The sequence below is a fragment of the Acinetobacter sp. YZS-X1-1 genome (genome assembly GCF_000804305.1).
Lineage (GTDB): Bacteria > Pseudomonadota > Gammaproteobacteria > Pseudomonadales > Moraxellaceae > Acinetobacter > Acinetobacter variabilis.
Map to the genome: position 1 here is coordinate 52,251 of NZ_JWHB01000017.1, position 17,108 is coordinate 69,358.

At 43.8% G+C, this 17,108-nt stretch carries 16 protein-coding genes; 6 read left to right on the top strand and 10 right to left on the bottom strand.

The window, feature by feature from the left end:
• The first annotated feature begins 441 nt into the window (after nucleotides 1–441).
• Together rpsO and pnp are read left to right on the top strand one after the other, a co-directional pair.
• Complete coding sequence (gene rpsO / locus RJ01_RS10250; RefSeq protein ID WP_004637724.1) at nucleotides 442–711, top strand: 30S ribosomal protein S15; 270 nt, start codon at nucleotides 442–444, stop codon at nucleotides 709–711.
• A 249-nt stretch (nucleotides 712–960) separates the two neighbouring features.
• Nucleotides 961–3,048, top strand: a complete 2,088-nt coding sequence (pnp, locus tag RJ01_RS10255) for a polyribonucleotide nucleotidyltransferase (RefSeq protein WP_171064785.1) — start codon at nucleotides 961–963, stop codon at nucleotides 3,046–3,048.
• A 162-nt stretch (nucleotides 3,049–3,210) separates the two neighbouring features.
• Here pnp and RJ01_RS10260 read toward each other — a convergent pair whose 3' ends face one another.
• The 8 genes from RJ01_RS10260 to RJ01_RS10300 all read right to left on the bottom strand — a co-directional run bounded on the left by RJ01_RS10260 (nucleotide 3,211) and on the right by RJ01_RS10300 (nucleotide 11,545).
• Nucleotides 3,211–3,474, bottom strand: coding sequence for a YdcH family protein (locus tag RJ01_RS10260; protein ID WP_004781728.1), 264 nt, complete (start codon nucleotides 3,472–3,474; stop codon nucleotides 3,211–3,213).
• A 93-nt stretch (nucleotides 3,475–3,567) separates the two neighbouring features.
• Complete coding sequence (locus RJ01_RS10265) at nucleotides 3,568–3,897, bottom strand: chaperone modulator CbpM (protein ID WP_004781729.1); 330 nt, start codon at nucleotides 3,895–3,897, stop codon at nucleotides 3,568–3,570.
• Nucleotides 3,898–4,408: 511 nt separating this feature from the next.
• Nucleotides 4,409–4,870: a DUF2147 domain-containing protein gene (locus RJ01_RS10275; RefSeq protein ID WP_004781731.1), complete on the bottom strand. Its 462-nt coding sequence runs from the start codon at nucleotides 4,868–4,870 to the stop codon at nucleotides 4,409–4,411.
• Nucleotides 4,871–5,061: 191 nt separating this feature from the next.
• Nucleotides 5,062–5,523 carry a DUF2147 domain-containing protein gene (locus RJ01_RS10280; protein ID WP_034170997.1) on the bottom strand — a complete coding sequence of 154 codons (462 nt, stop codon included), beginning with the start codon at nucleotides 5,521–5,523 and terminating at the stop codon, nucleotides 5,062–5,064.
• A gap of 276 nt (nucleotides 5,524–5,799) precedes the next feature.
• Nucleotides 5,800–6,249: a DUF2147 domain-containing protein gene (locus RJ01_RS10285; protein WP_004781733.1), complete on the bottom strand. Its 450-nt coding sequence runs from the start codon at nucleotides 6,247–6,249 to the stop codon at nucleotides 5,800–5,802.
• A 214-nt stretch (nucleotides 6,250–6,463) separates the two neighbouring features.
• Nucleotides 6,464–7,339: an Hsp33 family molecular chaperone HslO gene (hslO, locus tag RJ01_RS10290; protein ID WP_034170998.1), complete on the bottom strand. Its 876-nt coding sequence runs from the start codon at nucleotides 7,337–7,339 to the stop codon at nucleotides 6,464–6,466.
• 50 nt (nucleotides 7,340–7,389) lie between these two features.
• The gene (locus tag RJ01_RS10295) at nucleotides 7,390–9,249 is read right to left on the bottom strand and encodes a cation:proton antiporter (protein WP_034170999.1); all 1,860 of its coding nucleotides are present in this window, start codon (nucleotides 9,247–9,249) and stop codon (nucleotides 7,390–7,392) included.
• A 73-nt stretch (nucleotides 9,250–9,322) separates the two neighbouring features.
• Complete coding sequence (locus RJ01_RS10300; protein ID WP_034171000.1) at nucleotides 9,323–11,545, bottom strand: primosomal protein N'; 2,223 nt, start codon at nucleotides 11,543–11,545, stop codon at nucleotides 9,323–9,325.
• A 149-nt stretch (nucleotides 11,546–11,694) separates the two neighbouring features.
• On the opposite strand from RJ01_RS10300, the gene gspF reads away from it, so the two are divergent.
• From gspF to RJ01_RS10315, 3 genes are all read left to right on the top strand, one after another.
• Entirely contained in the window at nucleotides 11,695–12,900 is a 1,206-nt protein-coding gene (gene gspF, locus RJ01_RS10305; RefSeq protein WP_034171001.1) for a type II secretion system inner membrane protein GspF, read from the top strand.
• Between the two features lie 70 nt (nucleotides 12,901–12,970).
• Nucleotides 12,971–13,468 (top strand): type II secretion system major pseudopilin GspG, encoded by a 498-nt coding sequence (gspG, locus tag RJ01_RS10310; RefSeq protein WP_034171002.1) that lies wholly within the window; start codon nucleotides 12,971–12,973, stop codon nucleotides 13,466–13,468.
• Nucleotides 13,469–13,752: 284 nt separating this feature from the next.
• Nucleotides 13,753–14,088, top strand: a complete 336-nt coding sequence (locus RJ01_RS10315; protein ID WP_034171003.1) for a hypothetical protein — start codon at nucleotides 13,753–13,755, stop codon at nucleotides 14,086–14,088.
• Nucleotides 14,089–14,170: 82 nt separating this feature from the next.
• Here RJ01_RS10315 and lnt read toward each other — a convergent pair whose 3' ends face one another.
• Nucleotides 14,171–15,730, bottom strand: a complete 1,560-nt coding sequence (gene lnt / locus RJ01_RS10320) for an apolipoprotein N-acyltransferase (RefSeq protein WP_005232470.1) — start codon at nucleotides 15,728–15,730, stop codon at nucleotides 14,171–14,173.
• On the bottom strand, nucleotides 15,727–16,566 hold the full coding sequence (locus tag RJ01_RS10325) for an HlyC/CorC family transporter (RefSeq protein ID WP_004781742.1): 840 nt from the start codon (nucleotides 16,564–16,566) through the stop codon (nucleotides 15,727–15,729). The genes lnt and RJ01_RS10325 overlap by 4 nt, the downstream gene beginning before the upstream one ends.
• A 201-nt stretch (nucleotides 16,567–16,767) precedes the next feature.
• Here RJ01_RS10325 and tusA point away from each other — a divergent pair, with 201 nt between their 5' ends.
• Entirely contained in the window at nucleotides 16,768–17,028 is a 261-nt protein-coding gene (gene tusA / locus RJ01_RS10330) for a sulfurtransferase TusA (RefSeq protein ID WP_004781744.1), read from the top strand.
• Nucleotides 17,029–17,108 lie beyond the last annotated feature (80 nt).

Genomic DNA, 17,108 nt, shown 5'->3' on the forward strand with positions numbered 1-17,108 from the left:
AGGAAGATTTGAAAATAATAAAGCGTAAAACGCACTAAAAAAACAATAAATAAAAAATGATAATAGAAGAAACTACAGCGCGAAAAAGCCCGAGTTTACTCGGGCTTTTTTTTATCATTTATTTCTAAGCGCGATCAGAAATATTTTAAATATAAAAAGATCAGTTAATTCCTGCAGTTATCTAAACAGCTACTCATAAGCCAGATCAAGTCCAATTCCTGAAATTATGTGTAAATTGAACCATATGGAATTTATTCATATCAGTAAATAAGCCAAGGCAGCTTGGCAGCCAATACCATCAAAATTCATGATCTATTTTTGCAATCTGACGCAATTTCCCTTAAAATATGCAACTTGCTGTAGTGATGCACGGCAGTCAATGTATTGAATTCTCATTACTTTGATTTTTATCAAGATATATAAGCATCTCGGAGAAATCGAATGGCTTTAACAAACGCAGATCGCGCAGAGATCATTGCTAAATTTGCTCGCGCTGAAAACGACACTGGTTCACCAGAAGTTCAAGTAGCTCTTTTAACTGCTCAAATCAATGACTTACAAGGTCACTTCAAAGAGCACAAACACGACCACCATAGCCGTCGCGGTCTGATCCGTATGGTTAACCAACGTCGTAAGCTTCTTGACTACCTAAATGGTAAAGACCACGGTCGTTATGTTGCATTGATCGGTGCTTTAGGTTTACGTCGTTAATTCGATTTAAACTTTATTTTCGGGTTTATTGCATGCCTTGTGCTTTATTACTGAAAACTAAAGTCGGTTTAGCCTTTGGCTAGATCAGGGGAAGGGGCGAATGTTCGCTCCTTCTTTGTGTTTAAAAATAGTGTTTATTTCTGGTGAGGTCGGCTTCTAAGCTTTGTCATTTACCCGTCCATTTGGATGTGAATGCCAAACCTTAGGGGTCTCCACTAGAATAAAATCAGGAAAAAATAAAACATGTCGATGTTTAATATTGTTCGTAAAGAATTCCAATTTGGCCAACATCAGGTTGTCCTAGAAACAGGTCGTGTTGCGCGTCAAGCCAATACCGTATTGATTACCATGGGCGGCGTAACTGTATTAGTTGCTGTTGTTGCTCAACCCACTGCTAAAGCAGGTCAAGACTTTTTCCCGCTGACTGTTAATTATCAAGAAAAACAATACGCAGCTGGCCGTATTCCTGGTGGTTACGGTAAACGTGAAGGCCGTGCATCTGAAGCTGAAACGCTGATTTCACGTCTGATCGACCGTCCAATTCGTCCATTGTTCCCAGAAGGTTACTATAACGAAATCCAGGTGACTGCGACTGTTGTGTCTTCTGACAAGACTATGGAAGCTGACATTGCAGCAATGCTGGGTACTTCTGCAGCACTTGCGATTGCAGGTACACCATTCCGTGGTCCAATCGGTGCGGCACGTGTGGGTCTGATCAACGGTGAATACGTTCTAAACCCAAGCTTTGAACAATTGAAAGAAAGTGATCTTGATCTTGTCGTTGCAGGTACGGAATCTGCAGTACTGATGGTTGAATCGGAAGCGAAAGAACTTTCAGAAGACCAAATGCTGGGTGCAGTATTGTTCGGTCATGATGAAATGCAAATCGCGATCCAAGCAATCAAAGAATTCGCGACTGCAGCTGGTGCGAAAGAATCAACTTGGGTTGCACCTGAGAAAAACGAAGACCTTCGTGCAAAACTGAAAGAAGCATTCGAAGCGAAAATCTCTGAAGCATATACCGTTGCGGTGAAACAAGACCGTTATGCAGCACTTGATGCACTTCAAGCAGAAGCACTAGCTCAGTTCGTTCCAGAAGGCGACGAAACTGGTCTTGCTGATGACGTAAACGAATTATTTGAAGATCTTAAATACCGTACCGTACGTGACAACATCCTGTCTGGTAAACCACGTATTGACGGTCGTGATACTAAAACTGTTCGTGCCCTTGATGTACAGGTTGGCGTATTAGAGCGTGCTCATGGTTCTGCATTATTCACACGTGGTGAAACTCAGGCATTGGTCACTACTACTCTGGGTAATACTCGTGATGCGTTGATGGTAGATACCCTGGCTGGTACCAAAACTGATAACTTCATGCTTCACTACAACTTCCCTGCATACTCTGTAGGTGAAACAGGTCGTGAATCTGGTCCTAAACGTCGTGAAATCGGTCACGGCCGTCTAGCTCGTCGTGGTGTTCAAGCCGTGCTTCCAGCAGCTGACCGCTTCCCGTACGTGATCCGTATCGTATCTGACATCACTGAATCTAATGGTTCATCTTCAATGGCGTCTGTATGTGGTGCTTCTCTATCATTGATGGATGCCGGTGTTCCACTTAAAGCACCAGTTGCGGGTATTGCAATGGGTCTGGTGAAAGAAGGCGAACGTTTCGCAGTTCTTTCTGACATCCTGGGTGACGAAGACCATCTTGGTGATATGGACTTTAAAGTAGCGGGTTCTGCTAACGGTATTACTGCGCTACAAATGGACATCAAGATTGAAGGTATTACCGAAGAGATCATGGAAGTTGCATTGAACCAGGCTTATGCAGGTCGTATGCACATCCTGAATGCAATGAACCAAGTGATTTCACGTGCTCGTCCAGAAATTTCTATGCACGCACCAACTTTCCAAGTGATCAACATCAACCCTGACAAGATCCGTGACGTGATTGGTAAAGGTGGTGCAACGATTCGTCAAATCACTGAAGAAACTAAAGCTGCGATTGACATCGAAGATAACGGTACAGTACGCGTATTTGGTGAAACTAAAGCTGCTGCACAAGCTGCGATTGCAAAAATCCAAGCGCTGACTGCTGAAGTTGAGCCAGGTACCATCTACACAGGTAAAGTGATTCGTATCGTTGAATTCGGTGCGTTCGTGAACATTCTGCCGGGTACTGACGGTCTGCTTCACATTTCTCAAATCTCTAACGAACGTATTGCCAACGTGGCTGACGTATTGAAAGAAGGTCAGGAAGTGAAAGTACAAGTTGCTGACGTTGATAACCGTGGTCGTATTAAATTGACAATGAAAGACATCGAACAAGCATAATTCGATGACTTTTTAAGTCTGAAAAAGCCCGCATCATGCGGGCTTTTTTATTTGGACAGATTCTTTATTTAAGAGCCAAGATCATTTAATAATCACATTTTAAGTAAAACGGATGCTTAAGCCTTGTATTGAAACACTCTTGGTTGAGAAAGCTGTTCTCATTCAGGTAAGCGGATCGGCTTCAGAATTTTTTAACATGCGATAAATCTCGTCTTTTAATTTCAGTTTTTTGCGTTTAATCGCATCGATATCATCATTGATATGATTGACTGGATCGAGTTCAAGCTGGCTAATCTGTTTGTCCAATTCACTATGTTCCTCAAACAGTCGGGCAAAGTACGGATTTTCCTCACGTAATTGCACAATTAAATCACGGTATTCTGGGAACATATATTTGATCTTTTTATTGCAGTCTTTGGTTTTCATAGGGATATTTATCACTCAAAAAATAAAAGAAAAAAGCAAAATATGCCCTAGTCCGCATTGATTTAACTCAAGCAGACCGGACATTAAAAGACATTACTTGAAATGCAGATGTTTCACCTCGCGACGTAATTCCTGCACTTCATCAATGAGATCCAGCATCATGGCAACGGCACTAAAGGAAGCATCAAAATCACGCTGCAAACGGTAAGCCCGTTGTGCTCGAGTAATATCTTCCCCGAGGAAGGTACCAGGATGCGTTTTAGAACGGTTCGGCAAAATTCCATGTTCAATGAGTTGCATCACCCATTCCGGACTTTGGCCACATGCTTCAGAAAAGTGGAACAAATCAAAGGTACGATCATCCATGATTTCAGAGGGGATATAACCGTTGGAAAAGTTTTCTCTATATTGAATTGTAGTCATAGCTCTACTCCTTAAACAGCCAGGCTTGAGACATTCAGAAAGGAAGGTCGTCCTGAAGTAGGGGAATGCCATAATATTTTATGGCCGCTGCGCTGTGCCCTAACGGTATGGGATGCTATTTGAACCAGCATCCTACCTAGAAGAGGAACTCTTATCCTATGGAAATCCTGCTTGAACCTGAACAGCTCAGTCTGAGCAGGGAAACAAAGATCTAGGCGGGCATCTGTTTTTATAGTTTTATCTGTCATTTGCAAACCATCCGTTGTTTGCAACACACATTTACCCATGCCTATCAATTGAGGAATACATGTTGCATGGATACTCTGTTCCAGAGTCCGTAGCAGATTGAATTGCAGCTGAAGATAGATCATTGTGTGAATAAAAAATAACCGTCTTCGATTCATTATTATGAGTTTGGGCTAAGGGAAACAGTTTTTATTTGTACTTAATTGTTTCAAATCATAACCATTAAAAAAGCCCCTGAAACAGGGGCACGGAAAACTGAAAAAAATTAGTATTTTATCCAGGTAACACTGCGTCCGATAACCGAAACGCCTACATAACCACGCAGGGTCAGGCGTTTGCCATTGGCGCTTAAACGTGCTTTACCTTTGTAAACTTTACCGCTGATTGGATCAAGTACCTTGCCATCATGGAATTCGCGAGGTTTTTTTGGGTCTGCCTTAAAATCCCAGATAAATGGCAAGCCAATAAATGGTTTATTCTTAAGCTGTCCTGGACATTTGCTACAGATTCCCAGTTTTTCTGCACCTGGCAGGCTGCGGGTTTCTACGATAATTCCCTCATAGCTACCATCTGGTTTTTTGCGGATTTCGACATCAGCACGAGAATAACCGGATTGATCATCGATAGTCTTCCATTTCCCCAGTAGTGGATCTTCAGAAGCAAGGCTTAAACCTGCTACTGTTGCCAATGTGATCCCCATCATTAAGCGACTTAAAATTTTCTTCATAACATGCCTGTTGATCAATGATTATTCATATTAGACTTATTACTCTAATTTATTTATAAATTGTAACAAAATCAATAGTATAAATTGTGATGAGATTGGCATAAAATTAATGAATACATGTGAATTATCACATGAGATAAAAATAAAAAAGCTCCTTAGGAGCTTTTTTTCTTAATAGTCTGAATTCGAAACTAGTTTTTAATCCAGGTCATATTGCGTCCGACCGTTGCACCTTCAGCGCGGCTATGAATGGCGAGATGCCTGCCATTATTTTTCAGGCGGGCACGGGCCTGATAAAGCTGACCAGAAGCCGGGTCGAGCAGAGTGCCGTTGATAAATTCATTGCTATGGTCGGGATGACTACTCAATCCCTTGAGCATCGTCAGTCCAATGAGAGGCTGATCTTTCAATGCGCCTTTGCATAGAGTGCAAGTCTGCTGTCGAGCTGCCCCAGGAATCTCACGAACATACACAATTTTGGCAATATAGCGGTTCTGGGCATCCTTACTAATTACCACATCTGCCAAGGAATAACCGGTACGGTCATCAATGGTTTTCCAGTGGCCAAGTAATGGGTCACTGTTGGCGAAAGCAGATAGACTGATGGTGCTTGCTCCTGTAAGAATGATAGAACAAAGCAGTTTGAATCTCATTGCCACATTACCCCATGTTATTGAAAATATATTTAATTTCTTAAAGTCATAAAAAAATTATGGGATTAATATAACGTGAAAAATACACTAAATACCAGTCAATCATCACATTAAATTAAGAAAAATGAATATGAGTTAAAAATTACGTTCATTCATCCTAATGAGAGGGGCAATATTTTCGTGATAAGGAATGGAATAAAGATAATGATTTTAAGCTGTCCAAGCCTTTGATCTGGTCAGACAGCTTACAGATGAGAATTTATAAAAAAATGAGGTTTATTCGACTTTCACCCAGGACACTGTACGTCCGAGCATGGGTGTACCTACATAGCCACGAAGCGTCAGCACATTGCCTCGGGAATTCAGCGTTGCCTTGCTTTTATAGACATTGCCGGTTAGTGGATCGAGAATTGAACCATTAACGAATTCATTTTTCTTTTCTGGATTTGGCTTTAGACCTGATAAGACAGAGAGACCCAGAATAGGTACATCTTTCAGTGCCTCCTTACATTTAGAGCAATGGGTATGTGCAGGACGATTTGGAATGGCATGAATACGAATGACTTTACCTTGGTAGGTACCATCATTGAGTTTACTGATTTCAACATCAGCACGCGCATAGCCCGTTTTGTCATCAATGGCTTTCCATGTGCCCGTGATTTCGGCTGCATAGCTGAAGCTCTGCACAGCACATAACATCACACCCATTAAATATCGAAATTTCATTTAAAATATTCCACTTATTTTTTTGATTTTTTTTACTTTGAAAATACCGTTGATCTTCTGATTCTATCGGTGTGCAAATTTTAATCATGGGGCAAGCTTGAAATTAAGTACATTTGTCTTTTTTATGAGAAATTTTGGTCAATATTTTATGAAAATATAAAATGAAAAAAGCACTCAATATTGAGTGCTTTTTTGAGTCGAACAGGGGCTGTTATTAACTGAGGTGTTCGCCAAACAGGCTCAAAGCTTCTTCAGCCGTAAAAATATAACGGCTATTACAGAACTGACAGTCCATCTCAATTGGATTCTGGAATTCTAAAGTTTCACGAACCGATTCTACACCAATCTGCTGTAAGGCAATCGCACAACGTTCTTTAGAACAGGTACAGCCAAACTGTAAATGTTCTACTTCTGGTAAGCGCACTTCTTCTTCGTTATATAAACGATAGAGAATTTCATTGGCCTCCAGAGTGACCAGTTCTTCTGTTTTTAATGTTTCAGTCAGCATAGTCAGACGTGGCCATAAGTCTTCATCGACACGGCGTTGTTCTTCTTCACTGTTACGCGGTAGCAATTGAATCAGCAAACCACCTGCACGGTTGTTGTCACTGGCCAGCACGATACGTGTCGGAATCTGGGCAGACAGGTCATAATATTGCATCAGACAGCCAGCCAGATTTTTCTGATCAAGCGGAACAATACCTTGATAACGCTCACCAAATTCAGGCTCGATATTGATAAACAGCACTGGATTAGTCAGTGATTTTAAAACTGTGCTGCTATCTTCTGCTGCCTGAAAATGCGGATCTTCTTCATAATCCGCCAGTGCACGTACTTCACCGCGATGGTTACATTCAGCCATTGCCCATTTAAATGTGCCTGAAGCCTGAATTTGCAGGCTGATACGCCCTTTAATTTTCAGGGTACTGGCCAATAGTGCAGTGGCACTCAGCATTTCACCTAACAGGATTTTTACTGCAGGCGCATAATCACGCTGGGCCAAAATTGTTTGTAAAGCTTCTTCAAGATGCACCACTTCACCACGAACAGGGCTATCTTCAATAAAAAAGCGTTGGCGTAAATCAGACATAAAATTCTCCATAACCCTGCTTTAATGGTGGCATTATTGTAAAACACAAGTTATGCCAGATCATCTCTTATGGCATCAATTCCTGAAGCGTTGTTGTCCTGTTGCGTGTCCGTATCCTGTTCTGGTGCTTTTTTTAGCTGATCCTGAGCAAGAAGATGCTCCAGTTCTGCCAGTGTATTCCTTGAGCCTGCGAAATTAAACGGACTCTCCGTATCCGGATGAAATTGACGATTGAGCAGTTTCTGATCATGAGTATGAAACTCATGGATCTTTTGTTGCGCCTGTTCTTCAGACAGTCCGCTCAGCTGAACTAGCAGACACTGACTTAGTTCTAGTGCAGAAGCATAGGTTTCTCGCCAGATTCGTTCCACGCCCAGCTCCTGAAGTAGATGGACATGATGCCGGTTACGTGCCCGTACCCATAAAGACATGTCAGGATAATTTAAGCGCAGATGTCGGACGGTCAGCAGTGAATCTTCAATATCATCAATGGCGACAATCACATGCTGAACCGTATCCAGATTTGCCTGAGCTAAAGCCTCTGGCTCAGTCGCATTGGCCTGATAGAAGGTAATACCGTAAGAGGTCAGCAATTCAGTTGCTTCGATATTGCTGTCCATTACACTGAATTTTTGCTGCTGTTGCAGCAAAATACGGGCAATGATCTGGCCAAAACGGCCAAAACCGATTAATAAAATTGGTGCAGTATTTGGTGGAAGGCTTTCAATGTCAAAGGTCGCTGCCAAATGATTTTGCCGATCCAGTCGTGGCAGAATCTGGTTATGTAATAACCAGTAAAATGCCGGTGTGAGTAGCATGGATAAACTTGCCATCCACATCAATGGGGAGAGCAGGGTTGGAGTAATGATCTGCTGCGAAAGTGCAATGATGAGTGCCAGAAAAGCGAACTCACCACTTTGTGCCACACTGGCGGCGAGTAGCGTACTGTTGCGCCAGCTATGTTGATAATAACGTGCCAATCCTAAGGTAATCGCAAATTTAATCAGGATCAGCGAAAGTGTTCCGGCAATAATCAATACGGGTTGCGTCAGTATATCGGCAAACTGCAATGACATGCCCAGGCTGATAAAAGCCAGCCCAATCAATAATCCGCTAAAAGGCTGCAGACTCTTTTCGACCGAAATCCGGAAATCAGAATCAGCCAGTAACATGCCAGCAAATAATGCCGCGAGGTACAGATTCAGTCCCAGCGTATCCATCAGGACTAGTAAGCTCAGGAAAATGACAATGGCAACAATGCTATGCAATTCATGACGACCACTTTTGGCAATCCAGCGATAGAGCGGCTGCATGAAATAGCGGTTACATAGAAATAAGCCAGTAAAGGTAGCCATCATGGCAGCAAAATAAGCTATGCCATGTTCTGTTGAACTGACCCCAGCAAAAAGCGGAATCGCTGCAATGATAGGAATTGCAATCAGTGCATGAATCAGGGTGTTGGCATAAGCGGATTGACCATAACTGGTCGCCAGTTGTTGCTGATTATTTAAAAACTGGGTCACCAACGTCATGGCAGAGAGGCTGCCGGCCAGTCCGATGACAATGCTGGAAACCAGATGCTGATCGAGAAAGAACCAGGCCAGCAGGCTCAAAATCAGGGCCGTGCTCAGTACCTGTAAAATGGCCATAAACCACAGGGGTTGCCCAAGCTGAAGAATTCGTTGTGGTCTGAGTTGTAGGCCAATCCAGAACATTAGGGCCAACAGGCTGATTTGAATAAAAGTCTGCATCACCTCAGGAGCAGAGATCAGCGCTAAGGCACTTGGCCCAATGATTAAACCTGTCAGTAAATAGCCCAGCAGCACTGTTGGCAGTCTGAGTTTATGGCTCAGTGGCACCATGAACAGTGCAATCGCCAGAACCAGCGCTATTTGTAACAGTATCGACATTTTTCCGCCTTAAATTTTATTTTCATCCAGTCTTAAAGTTGAGCCTTTATCAAATGAAGATGGTCTCAATATTTTAGCTGAGTTCTTGTGGATCGATATCCAGTGTCAGCTTCATATTGGATGGCTTATCCTGTAACAGGTTTTGCCACCAGCTACGGACATAATAATGCAAACGGGCACGGTCTGCGGACAATAGCACCATATGGGATTGATAGCGTCCGGCTTTGCGTTCCATCGGGGCAGGAATGGGACCCCAGATGTCCAGCACCAGATCGGGATATTGCCTGAGCAGGGCAGCATGTTTCTGTAAGAATTCGGTATTTTGTGCCTGATCTTTGGATTCACAGCGAATCAGCACGGCATAACGAAAAGGAGGCATCTGGGCGATTTGCCGTTCGGTCAAAGTCTGCTTGGCAAAAGCGCGGTAATTTTCAGTGACTAAGGTATTCAGCAGCGCATGATCAGGTCTTAGGGTCTGTAAATATACATCCCCTTTATGTTCCCCACGTCCTGCACGTCCTGCGACCTGTACGATCAATTGTGCTGTACGTTCTGTGGCCCGGAAATCGACGCTAAGAAGACCGGAATCGATATCTAAAATCGCGACTAACGTGACATAAGGGAAATGATGGCCTTTGGCCAGCATCTGCGTGCCGAGCAGAATTGCAGGCTCGCTTTTTTGAATCTTGTCATAGATCTTTTGCCAACTACCCACCCGGCTGGTTGAGTCGCGATCGACCCGGATCACTTCAGAATCTGGAAAAAGCTCATTCAGATGTTCTTCAACTTTTCCAGTCCCCATCCCTAAAGTAGCCAGCTCCTGATGCTGACATTGCGGACACTGTTCAGGCATACGATGAATGGTGCCACAATGATGACAATGCAGATGCTGATAAGGTTGCCGGTGCACAGTGAAATTGGCATCACAATTCGGACACTGCGCCTGCCAACCACAACTGCCACAGATCAGTACGGGCGCATAACCACGACGATTCAGAAAAATGAGCACCTGTTCTTTTTTAGCCAGGCGTTTTTTGATTTCTTCAATCAGATGCAGGCTGATGCCATGCTGCTTTGGTGCCACTTTTAAATCCAGAATATGGATTTTTGGCATTAGTGCTGTACCCGCGCGTTGATTCAGTTCCAGCACCTGCATTTTGCCTTGCTGCACCAGCGCATAGCTGTCAATGCTGGGGGTGGCCGAACCCAAGAGGACTGGACATTGCTGTAAATGTCCCCGGTACAATGCCACATCACGGGCATGATAGCGAAAGCCTTCCTGCTGTTTAAAAGACAGATCATGCTCTTCATCCAGAATGATCAAGCCCAGATTCGGCATTGGTGTATAAATCGCAGAACGGGTGCCAAGCACAATGGACGCTTTACCGGTTTCAGCGGCTTGCCAGGCTTGTAAGCGTTTACTGTCATTCAGGCCAGAATGCAGCAGGGTAATATGACAATGGAAACGGGACTGAAAGCGGCTAATGGTTTGTGGCGTCAGTCCGATTTCAGGTACCAGTACCAGTACCTGCTTGCCCTGTTTGAGTACCTGTTCCATGATCTGAAGATAGACTTCAGTTTTGCCACTGCCAGTCAGGCCATCGAGTAAAAAGGCCTGATATTGCTTGCGGTATTTCAGCACTTGCTGAATCGCATGTTTTTGTTCCGCATTGGCCGTTAATGGCATCTGGGCCAGTTGTACAGGTTGCGGGCTAAAATCCTGTGCTTCCAGGACACATTCGCAAATCCCTTTTTTTTCGAGCGCTTTTAAAGTCGCTGTTTCTATTCCGGCCAGATTTAAGAGATTCTCAGTTGTTCCCACCGGATGCAGTTTTAGAATCCGATAGGCTTCCTGTTGCCTCTCGGAACGGCGAACCTTGGCTTCAGCCTCATGATCCAGCAATTTCCAGTTTCGGGCCAGCAGGTTATAAGGTTTGCCCTGACGCAATAAGGTCGGCAAAGCAGTCTGGATCACTTCCCCGATAGGAAACTGGTAATACTGTGCTGACCAGGTCAATACACTTAAAACCTGGGAATTGATAATGGCACGGTCATCTAAGAGCTCGGTGATGGCTTTCAGTTTGAAGCTCGGATCAATCGGAGCATCTAGCGGTAATTTTTCAGTAATCACGCCGACCAGATTTTGCCGGCCAAAAGAAACCGCGACTCGGGCACCCACTTCTGCCTGCTGATATTGTTCCTGACTCAAGCTATAGTCAAAACAGTCAAACAGATGCACCGGCACTGCAACACGAACACGATAAACAGGGGCAGTAACGGGAACAGAATTTGGCATAGTAACAGAGTGGGTCCTGATGAAATTTCGTCGTGCTCAAAGTTCAGTTATGTTAGAGTGAGCAGATAATTTATATTGAAGAATATGAATGATTTTGATGGTCTGACGCAACAGCGTTAAGCAAAATTTTGGAAAATTAGAGCATTACAATGCCTGCATATCAGTTTACTGCGCTTGACGCTTCAGGGAAGCAGCAAAAAGGCGTGCTTGAGGGGGATTCAGCACGACAAATCCGGCAACAGCTTCGGGATCAGGCGCTGATTCCGGTGTCCGTAGATCCGGTTGAGAAAAAAGACCAGTATTACCGTCGCAAATGGTTTGAAAAAAGCATTACTGCTTATGATCTGGCCCTTATGACCCGACAACTCTCGGTACTGGTCGCTGCCGCAATTCCGCTGGAGGAAGCCATTCGCGCCGTCGGCAAGCAGAGCGAAAAAGTTCATGTGCAAAATCTGCTGATGTCAGTACGTTCTAAAGTGCTGGAAGGGCATAGCTTAGCTCAGGCGCTACAACAGTCTGGACGTTTTCCAGAACTATATATTGCCACCATTGCGGCCGGCGAACGTTCTGGTCACTTGGATTTGATTTTGGATCAGTTAGCCGACTATACCGAAAACCGCTTCGCCATGCAGAAAAAGATTCAAGGGGCGATGATCTATCCGATTATTTTGCTCTTGATGTCTTTTGCGATTGTGATGGGTCTAATGACCTATGTGGTACCGGATATCGTCAAGACCTTTGATCAAAGCAAAGATGCCTTGCCGTGGATTACAGTGACTTTAATGAAAGCCAGCGATTTTATCCGGATCGCCTGGCCATTTTTGTTGATAGGGAGTGCGATAGGTATTTTTCTTCTGGTACGGTTTTTAAGAACAACGGCTGGGCATTATGCTTTTGATCGTCTAACTCTGAAACTACCTTTATTTGGAAAATTATCACGTGGCATTAATGCTGCCCGTTTTGCTAGTACCTTATCAATTCTGACCCAGTCCGGTGTGCCACTGGTGGATGCCTTACGCATCGGGGCAGCGGTAAGTAACAACTGGGTGATCCGGGATTCAGTTAATCTGGCTGCTGAAAAAGTCACTGAAGGCGGGAACCTGGCTACCCAGCTGGAACGTAGTGGTTATTTCCCACCGATGATGGTACAAATGATCAAAAGTGGTGAAGCCTCAGGGGAGCTGGATCGTATGCTAGAACGGGCATCGACCATGCAGGACCGTGAGGTGACCACGCTGATTTCGACATTACTCGCACTTCTGGAGCCGCTGATGCTGGTACTCATGGCCAGTATTGTGCTGGTAATTGTGATCGCAGTGATGCTGCCAATCGTGAATATGAATAATATGATTTAAATAACATGTGTAACGTCTACAAAGAATTGAAAGTGCCTGAAACTTTCTAAAGATGAATGAGAGATATTGAATGAAAAGGAATCCAAATCAAGCCAAAGACCCTTCAACTATAGCGGTTGAACCTACCGTACGTGTGAGCCAGTTACGTGCCCATCGTGCCTCAGGTTTTACCCTGATTGAAGTAATGGTGGTAATTGTTATTCTCGGTGTGCTTGCAGCGCTGATTGTTCCAAATGTAATGGGACGCGGTGAAAAGGCTAAAGTGGATACCACAGTCATCAAATTGCAGAGTATTGCGGGTGCACTGGATCAATATAAGCTGGACAATGGCAAATATCCAAGCATGCAGGAGGGTGGCCTGGATGCACTGGTAAATCAGCCGGCAACAGCGAAGAACTGGCTGCCAGGTGGCTATGTGAAAGGGGGTTATCCGAAAGACAGCTGGGATAATGACCTGCAATACGTGATTCCAGGAACCAATGGTCGTGCTTTTGATTTGTACTCTTTTGGTGCCGATGGACAGGCAGGTGGGGAAGGAACTGATGCTGATATTTATTACCAACCTTAACTGATAATTATTATAAATTAGTAGGTTATTGAATATATCACTTCACTTGATTGGTTGTTTCAATATTGGGTGAAGTGATAATAACTCTCAATCATAAAATATAATATAAGTATATGAATTTAATAATATTATTATAATATTGGTGATTTGATAGTTATAATAAGAATTATTCCCATATTTATCTATTACAATTATCGTAAAATGTGAATAAATATAGACTTTCTATTTACAAAAAATAGCTCATAATATTCTTAATGGCCCTTTTTTAGCCAAAGGAGAATGGTATGAAAGCATTAATATTGTCGGATGAAATAAACCAGTTTCATTGGTCGATGCTGAAATCTGTTCTTTTGGTTTTAAGCATTCTTCCAGCCAGTCAGGGAATTTTGCATTTATGGCAGACCACTGAAGGCAGCAGCCAGATTATGGTAGGTTTCTTTGCCATTAGCATGATGAGTACCTTATTCGTACTATGCTTCTGGTCAGCATTAAAAGCGTCTGTCGTACAGTTTGAACTGGAACAGGCTTCTGCATTTGAAAACGGAATTGTACAGGTCTATCGCTATATTCCAATGCTGTCACTGGCGAGCATGTTATCTTATCTGGTGATCCAGTTTTAATAACATATAGATAAAAAAACCGAGGCATGAACCTCGGTTTTTTTATAGCTCCTCCTTTTTAAAAGAGGGACTTTTGAGAGAATTATCTTCTCGACTTAAAGCTGATATCCACCTTACGTGGGCGGAAGCGCCAACCCAGTAATAATAACAATACGGAGAAAATCAATACTGGCCAGTCGCTGAGTTTCATGTAAAGCGTTTCACCCTGCATGGCGGGTAACTCACCGCGGAGTATAGCTTCTTTATCCATAGGTGCACGTTTCACAATATGGCCATTGTGGTCGATGAACGCAGTTACCCCAGTATTGGTAGCACGAATAAACCAGCGACCATTTTCCTTGGCCCGCATTTGTACCATCTGTAAATGTTGCTGTGGACCGGCAGTGCCAGTAAACCAGGCATCATTAGATACGGTCACCAGAAAATCGCTTTGGCTGGCATTACGACGAGTCAGGTTTGGATAAGCCACTTCATAGCAAATCGCTGCACCTAAAGGATGGTTTTTCACATTTAATGGTTTCTGGATATCCGCACCACGCGAGAAACCACTCACCGAAGGGTCGTTTTGCAGAGCTGGAAGTACCCAACTGAGTGCGCCAGAGAGTGGAATATATTCTCCAAAAGGCACCAGACGCTGCTTCTTATACAGACCACTCGACTCATCACCAGTGGCCATGATGCTATTGTAATATTTTGGCGTGCCTGCTTCCTGTGACTCAGCCAGATCCCAGAACGGAATACCTGTGACCCAAGCTGTTCCAGATTTTTCTGCCTGAACTTTCATGGCATCCAAGAAAGGTTCGATGTCGGTCTGGAACATCGGAATCGAAGATTCTGGCCAGACAATTAAGTCACGTCCCCATTCAGTCTTGCTCAGATTGGCATAGATCAGCAGAGTTTTTACCTGATATTCAGTTAACCATTTCAGGTCCTGAGGAATATTGCCCTGGATCAGAGAAACGGTGAGCGGCTTTTCATTTTTTTCTTGCACGAAAGTCAGTTGTGCTGCGCCCCAAGCACCCAATAACAAGAGTGCAGAAGGAACGATCCAGAAGACCCGTTTACTTAAAATTTCAACCAGCGCACAAGCTAGAACAATCACTACAAAGGACACCCCAAATACACCGAATAAAGGCGCATAGGCATCCAGATAGAGCTCAGTAAAAGCATAACCTGCAAAGAGCCATGGGAAACCGGTAAATACCCAGGTTTTGGCCCATTCAAAGATTACCCAAAGTGGTGCAAAGGTAAGAGGTGTTTCCGGGAAAAAGCGACGATAAATAAAAGTCTGAAGCGCAGTAAACAGTCCCATGACGATCGCCATGATCAGGATCATGATTACGCTCAGGAAAGCACTGGTATCGCCATATACATGAATAGAGGTATAGAGCCAGAATGCACCCACAAACCATAATCCAATCCCATAAGCCCAGCCAATGCCAAAGGCCTGTTTCGCACTACGACCACGGACACAAGCATACAGTAAGGCAGGAGAGAGGATCGCCAGCCACCAGTAATGATAAGGTGCCAGTGCCAGGCTAAAAATGGCTCCGGCAAATAAGGCAATCAATACAGGATAAATTAAGGCTAACTGCTTTTGCTGCTGGGCTGGATTTAATAGCTTATCGAAATATGCTCTCATTGGCGCACAGCTCGAATTAAACGAATAGAACGTGAATCTGCCTCAAGAATGGTAAATTGCCAGTTTTCCAGTTCAATCGTCTGACCTTCCAAATCATTTACCAGACCAATTTCTTGTAATAACAAACCGCCCATGGTTTCAACTTCATCATCGGAGAAATTGGCATCTAGCATATTGTTAAAATGCTCGATTGGCGTCAGCGCTTGTACTACCCAGGTATTGGCTGTCTTCGGGTCTTGATCCGGAACAATATATTGTGCTTCTTCATCCGCAATATCATGTTCGTCTTCAATTTCACCCACAATTTCTTCGAGAATATCTTCTAATGTCACCAGGCCTGAAGTTGTACCGTACTCATCAATCACTACCGCAATATGAGTCTGGGTATTTTTCAGCATACGTAGAACCTGATCCGAACGCGCACTTTCCGGCACAAACAGCGGCTGACGCATCAAGGCACGAATATCGACTTTGGAAGAAGGCTCGGTCAGGAAAGGAAGCAGATCTTTGGCCAGCAAAATACCAACCACATTATCCGGTTGGTCAGATGAGAACACAGGGAATCGCGAATGCGCAGATTCAACTAAAACATGCAGAATTTCCAGAAGTTGGTCATCTTCCTGCAAGCTAATCATGGACGTTCTTGGCGTCATGACTTCACGAATTTTGGTGGCTGGCAGATCCAATACGCCTTCCAGCATTGCAACAGTATCGGGTTCTAAAAATCGACGTGAATCTTGTACTAATTTTAGCAGTTCGTCGCGAGTTTCGGGTGCAGTTCCCAGCCATTTACGTAAGCCGCGCATACCCCACGACGGGCCTGATTCCTCGTGCATGATCTTTCCTAAAGACTCTTAATATCTAAAAAAACGTGATTTTATCATACCGCAGAAAATACGCTTGTCTATTGTAATTATGCTGCGCAGACTTGATCTTACGGGTCAGTCTGGTTTTGTGAACTGGCTCAAAGCGTGGGCTGCAATGCCATAGCCGCTTTATGCTAAAATAAGGCTGATCTTGAATTCCTGAGTCTGTCGATGTCTGAAGCCGAAATTACGCCAAGCCTGCAATTGAATACCCGTGGATTACGCTGCCCTGAGCCAGTCATGATGTTGCATCAAGCCATCCGTAAGTCTAAAGCTGGTGATGTAGTTGAAGTTTTTGCTACGGATAATTCGACCTCTTGGGATATTCCAAAATTCTGTATGCATCTCGGCCATGAACTACTGCTCCAAGAAGAGCGTCTGGATGAAAATGGCAATAAAGAGTTCCATTATCTGGTGAAAAAAGGCGGTTAAAAGATTTTTTTGGGTAGATGAGTGATTCATTTGCCCATATTTTTGAAAGATTAGGGTCTGTTGACATTTACTGTTCATAA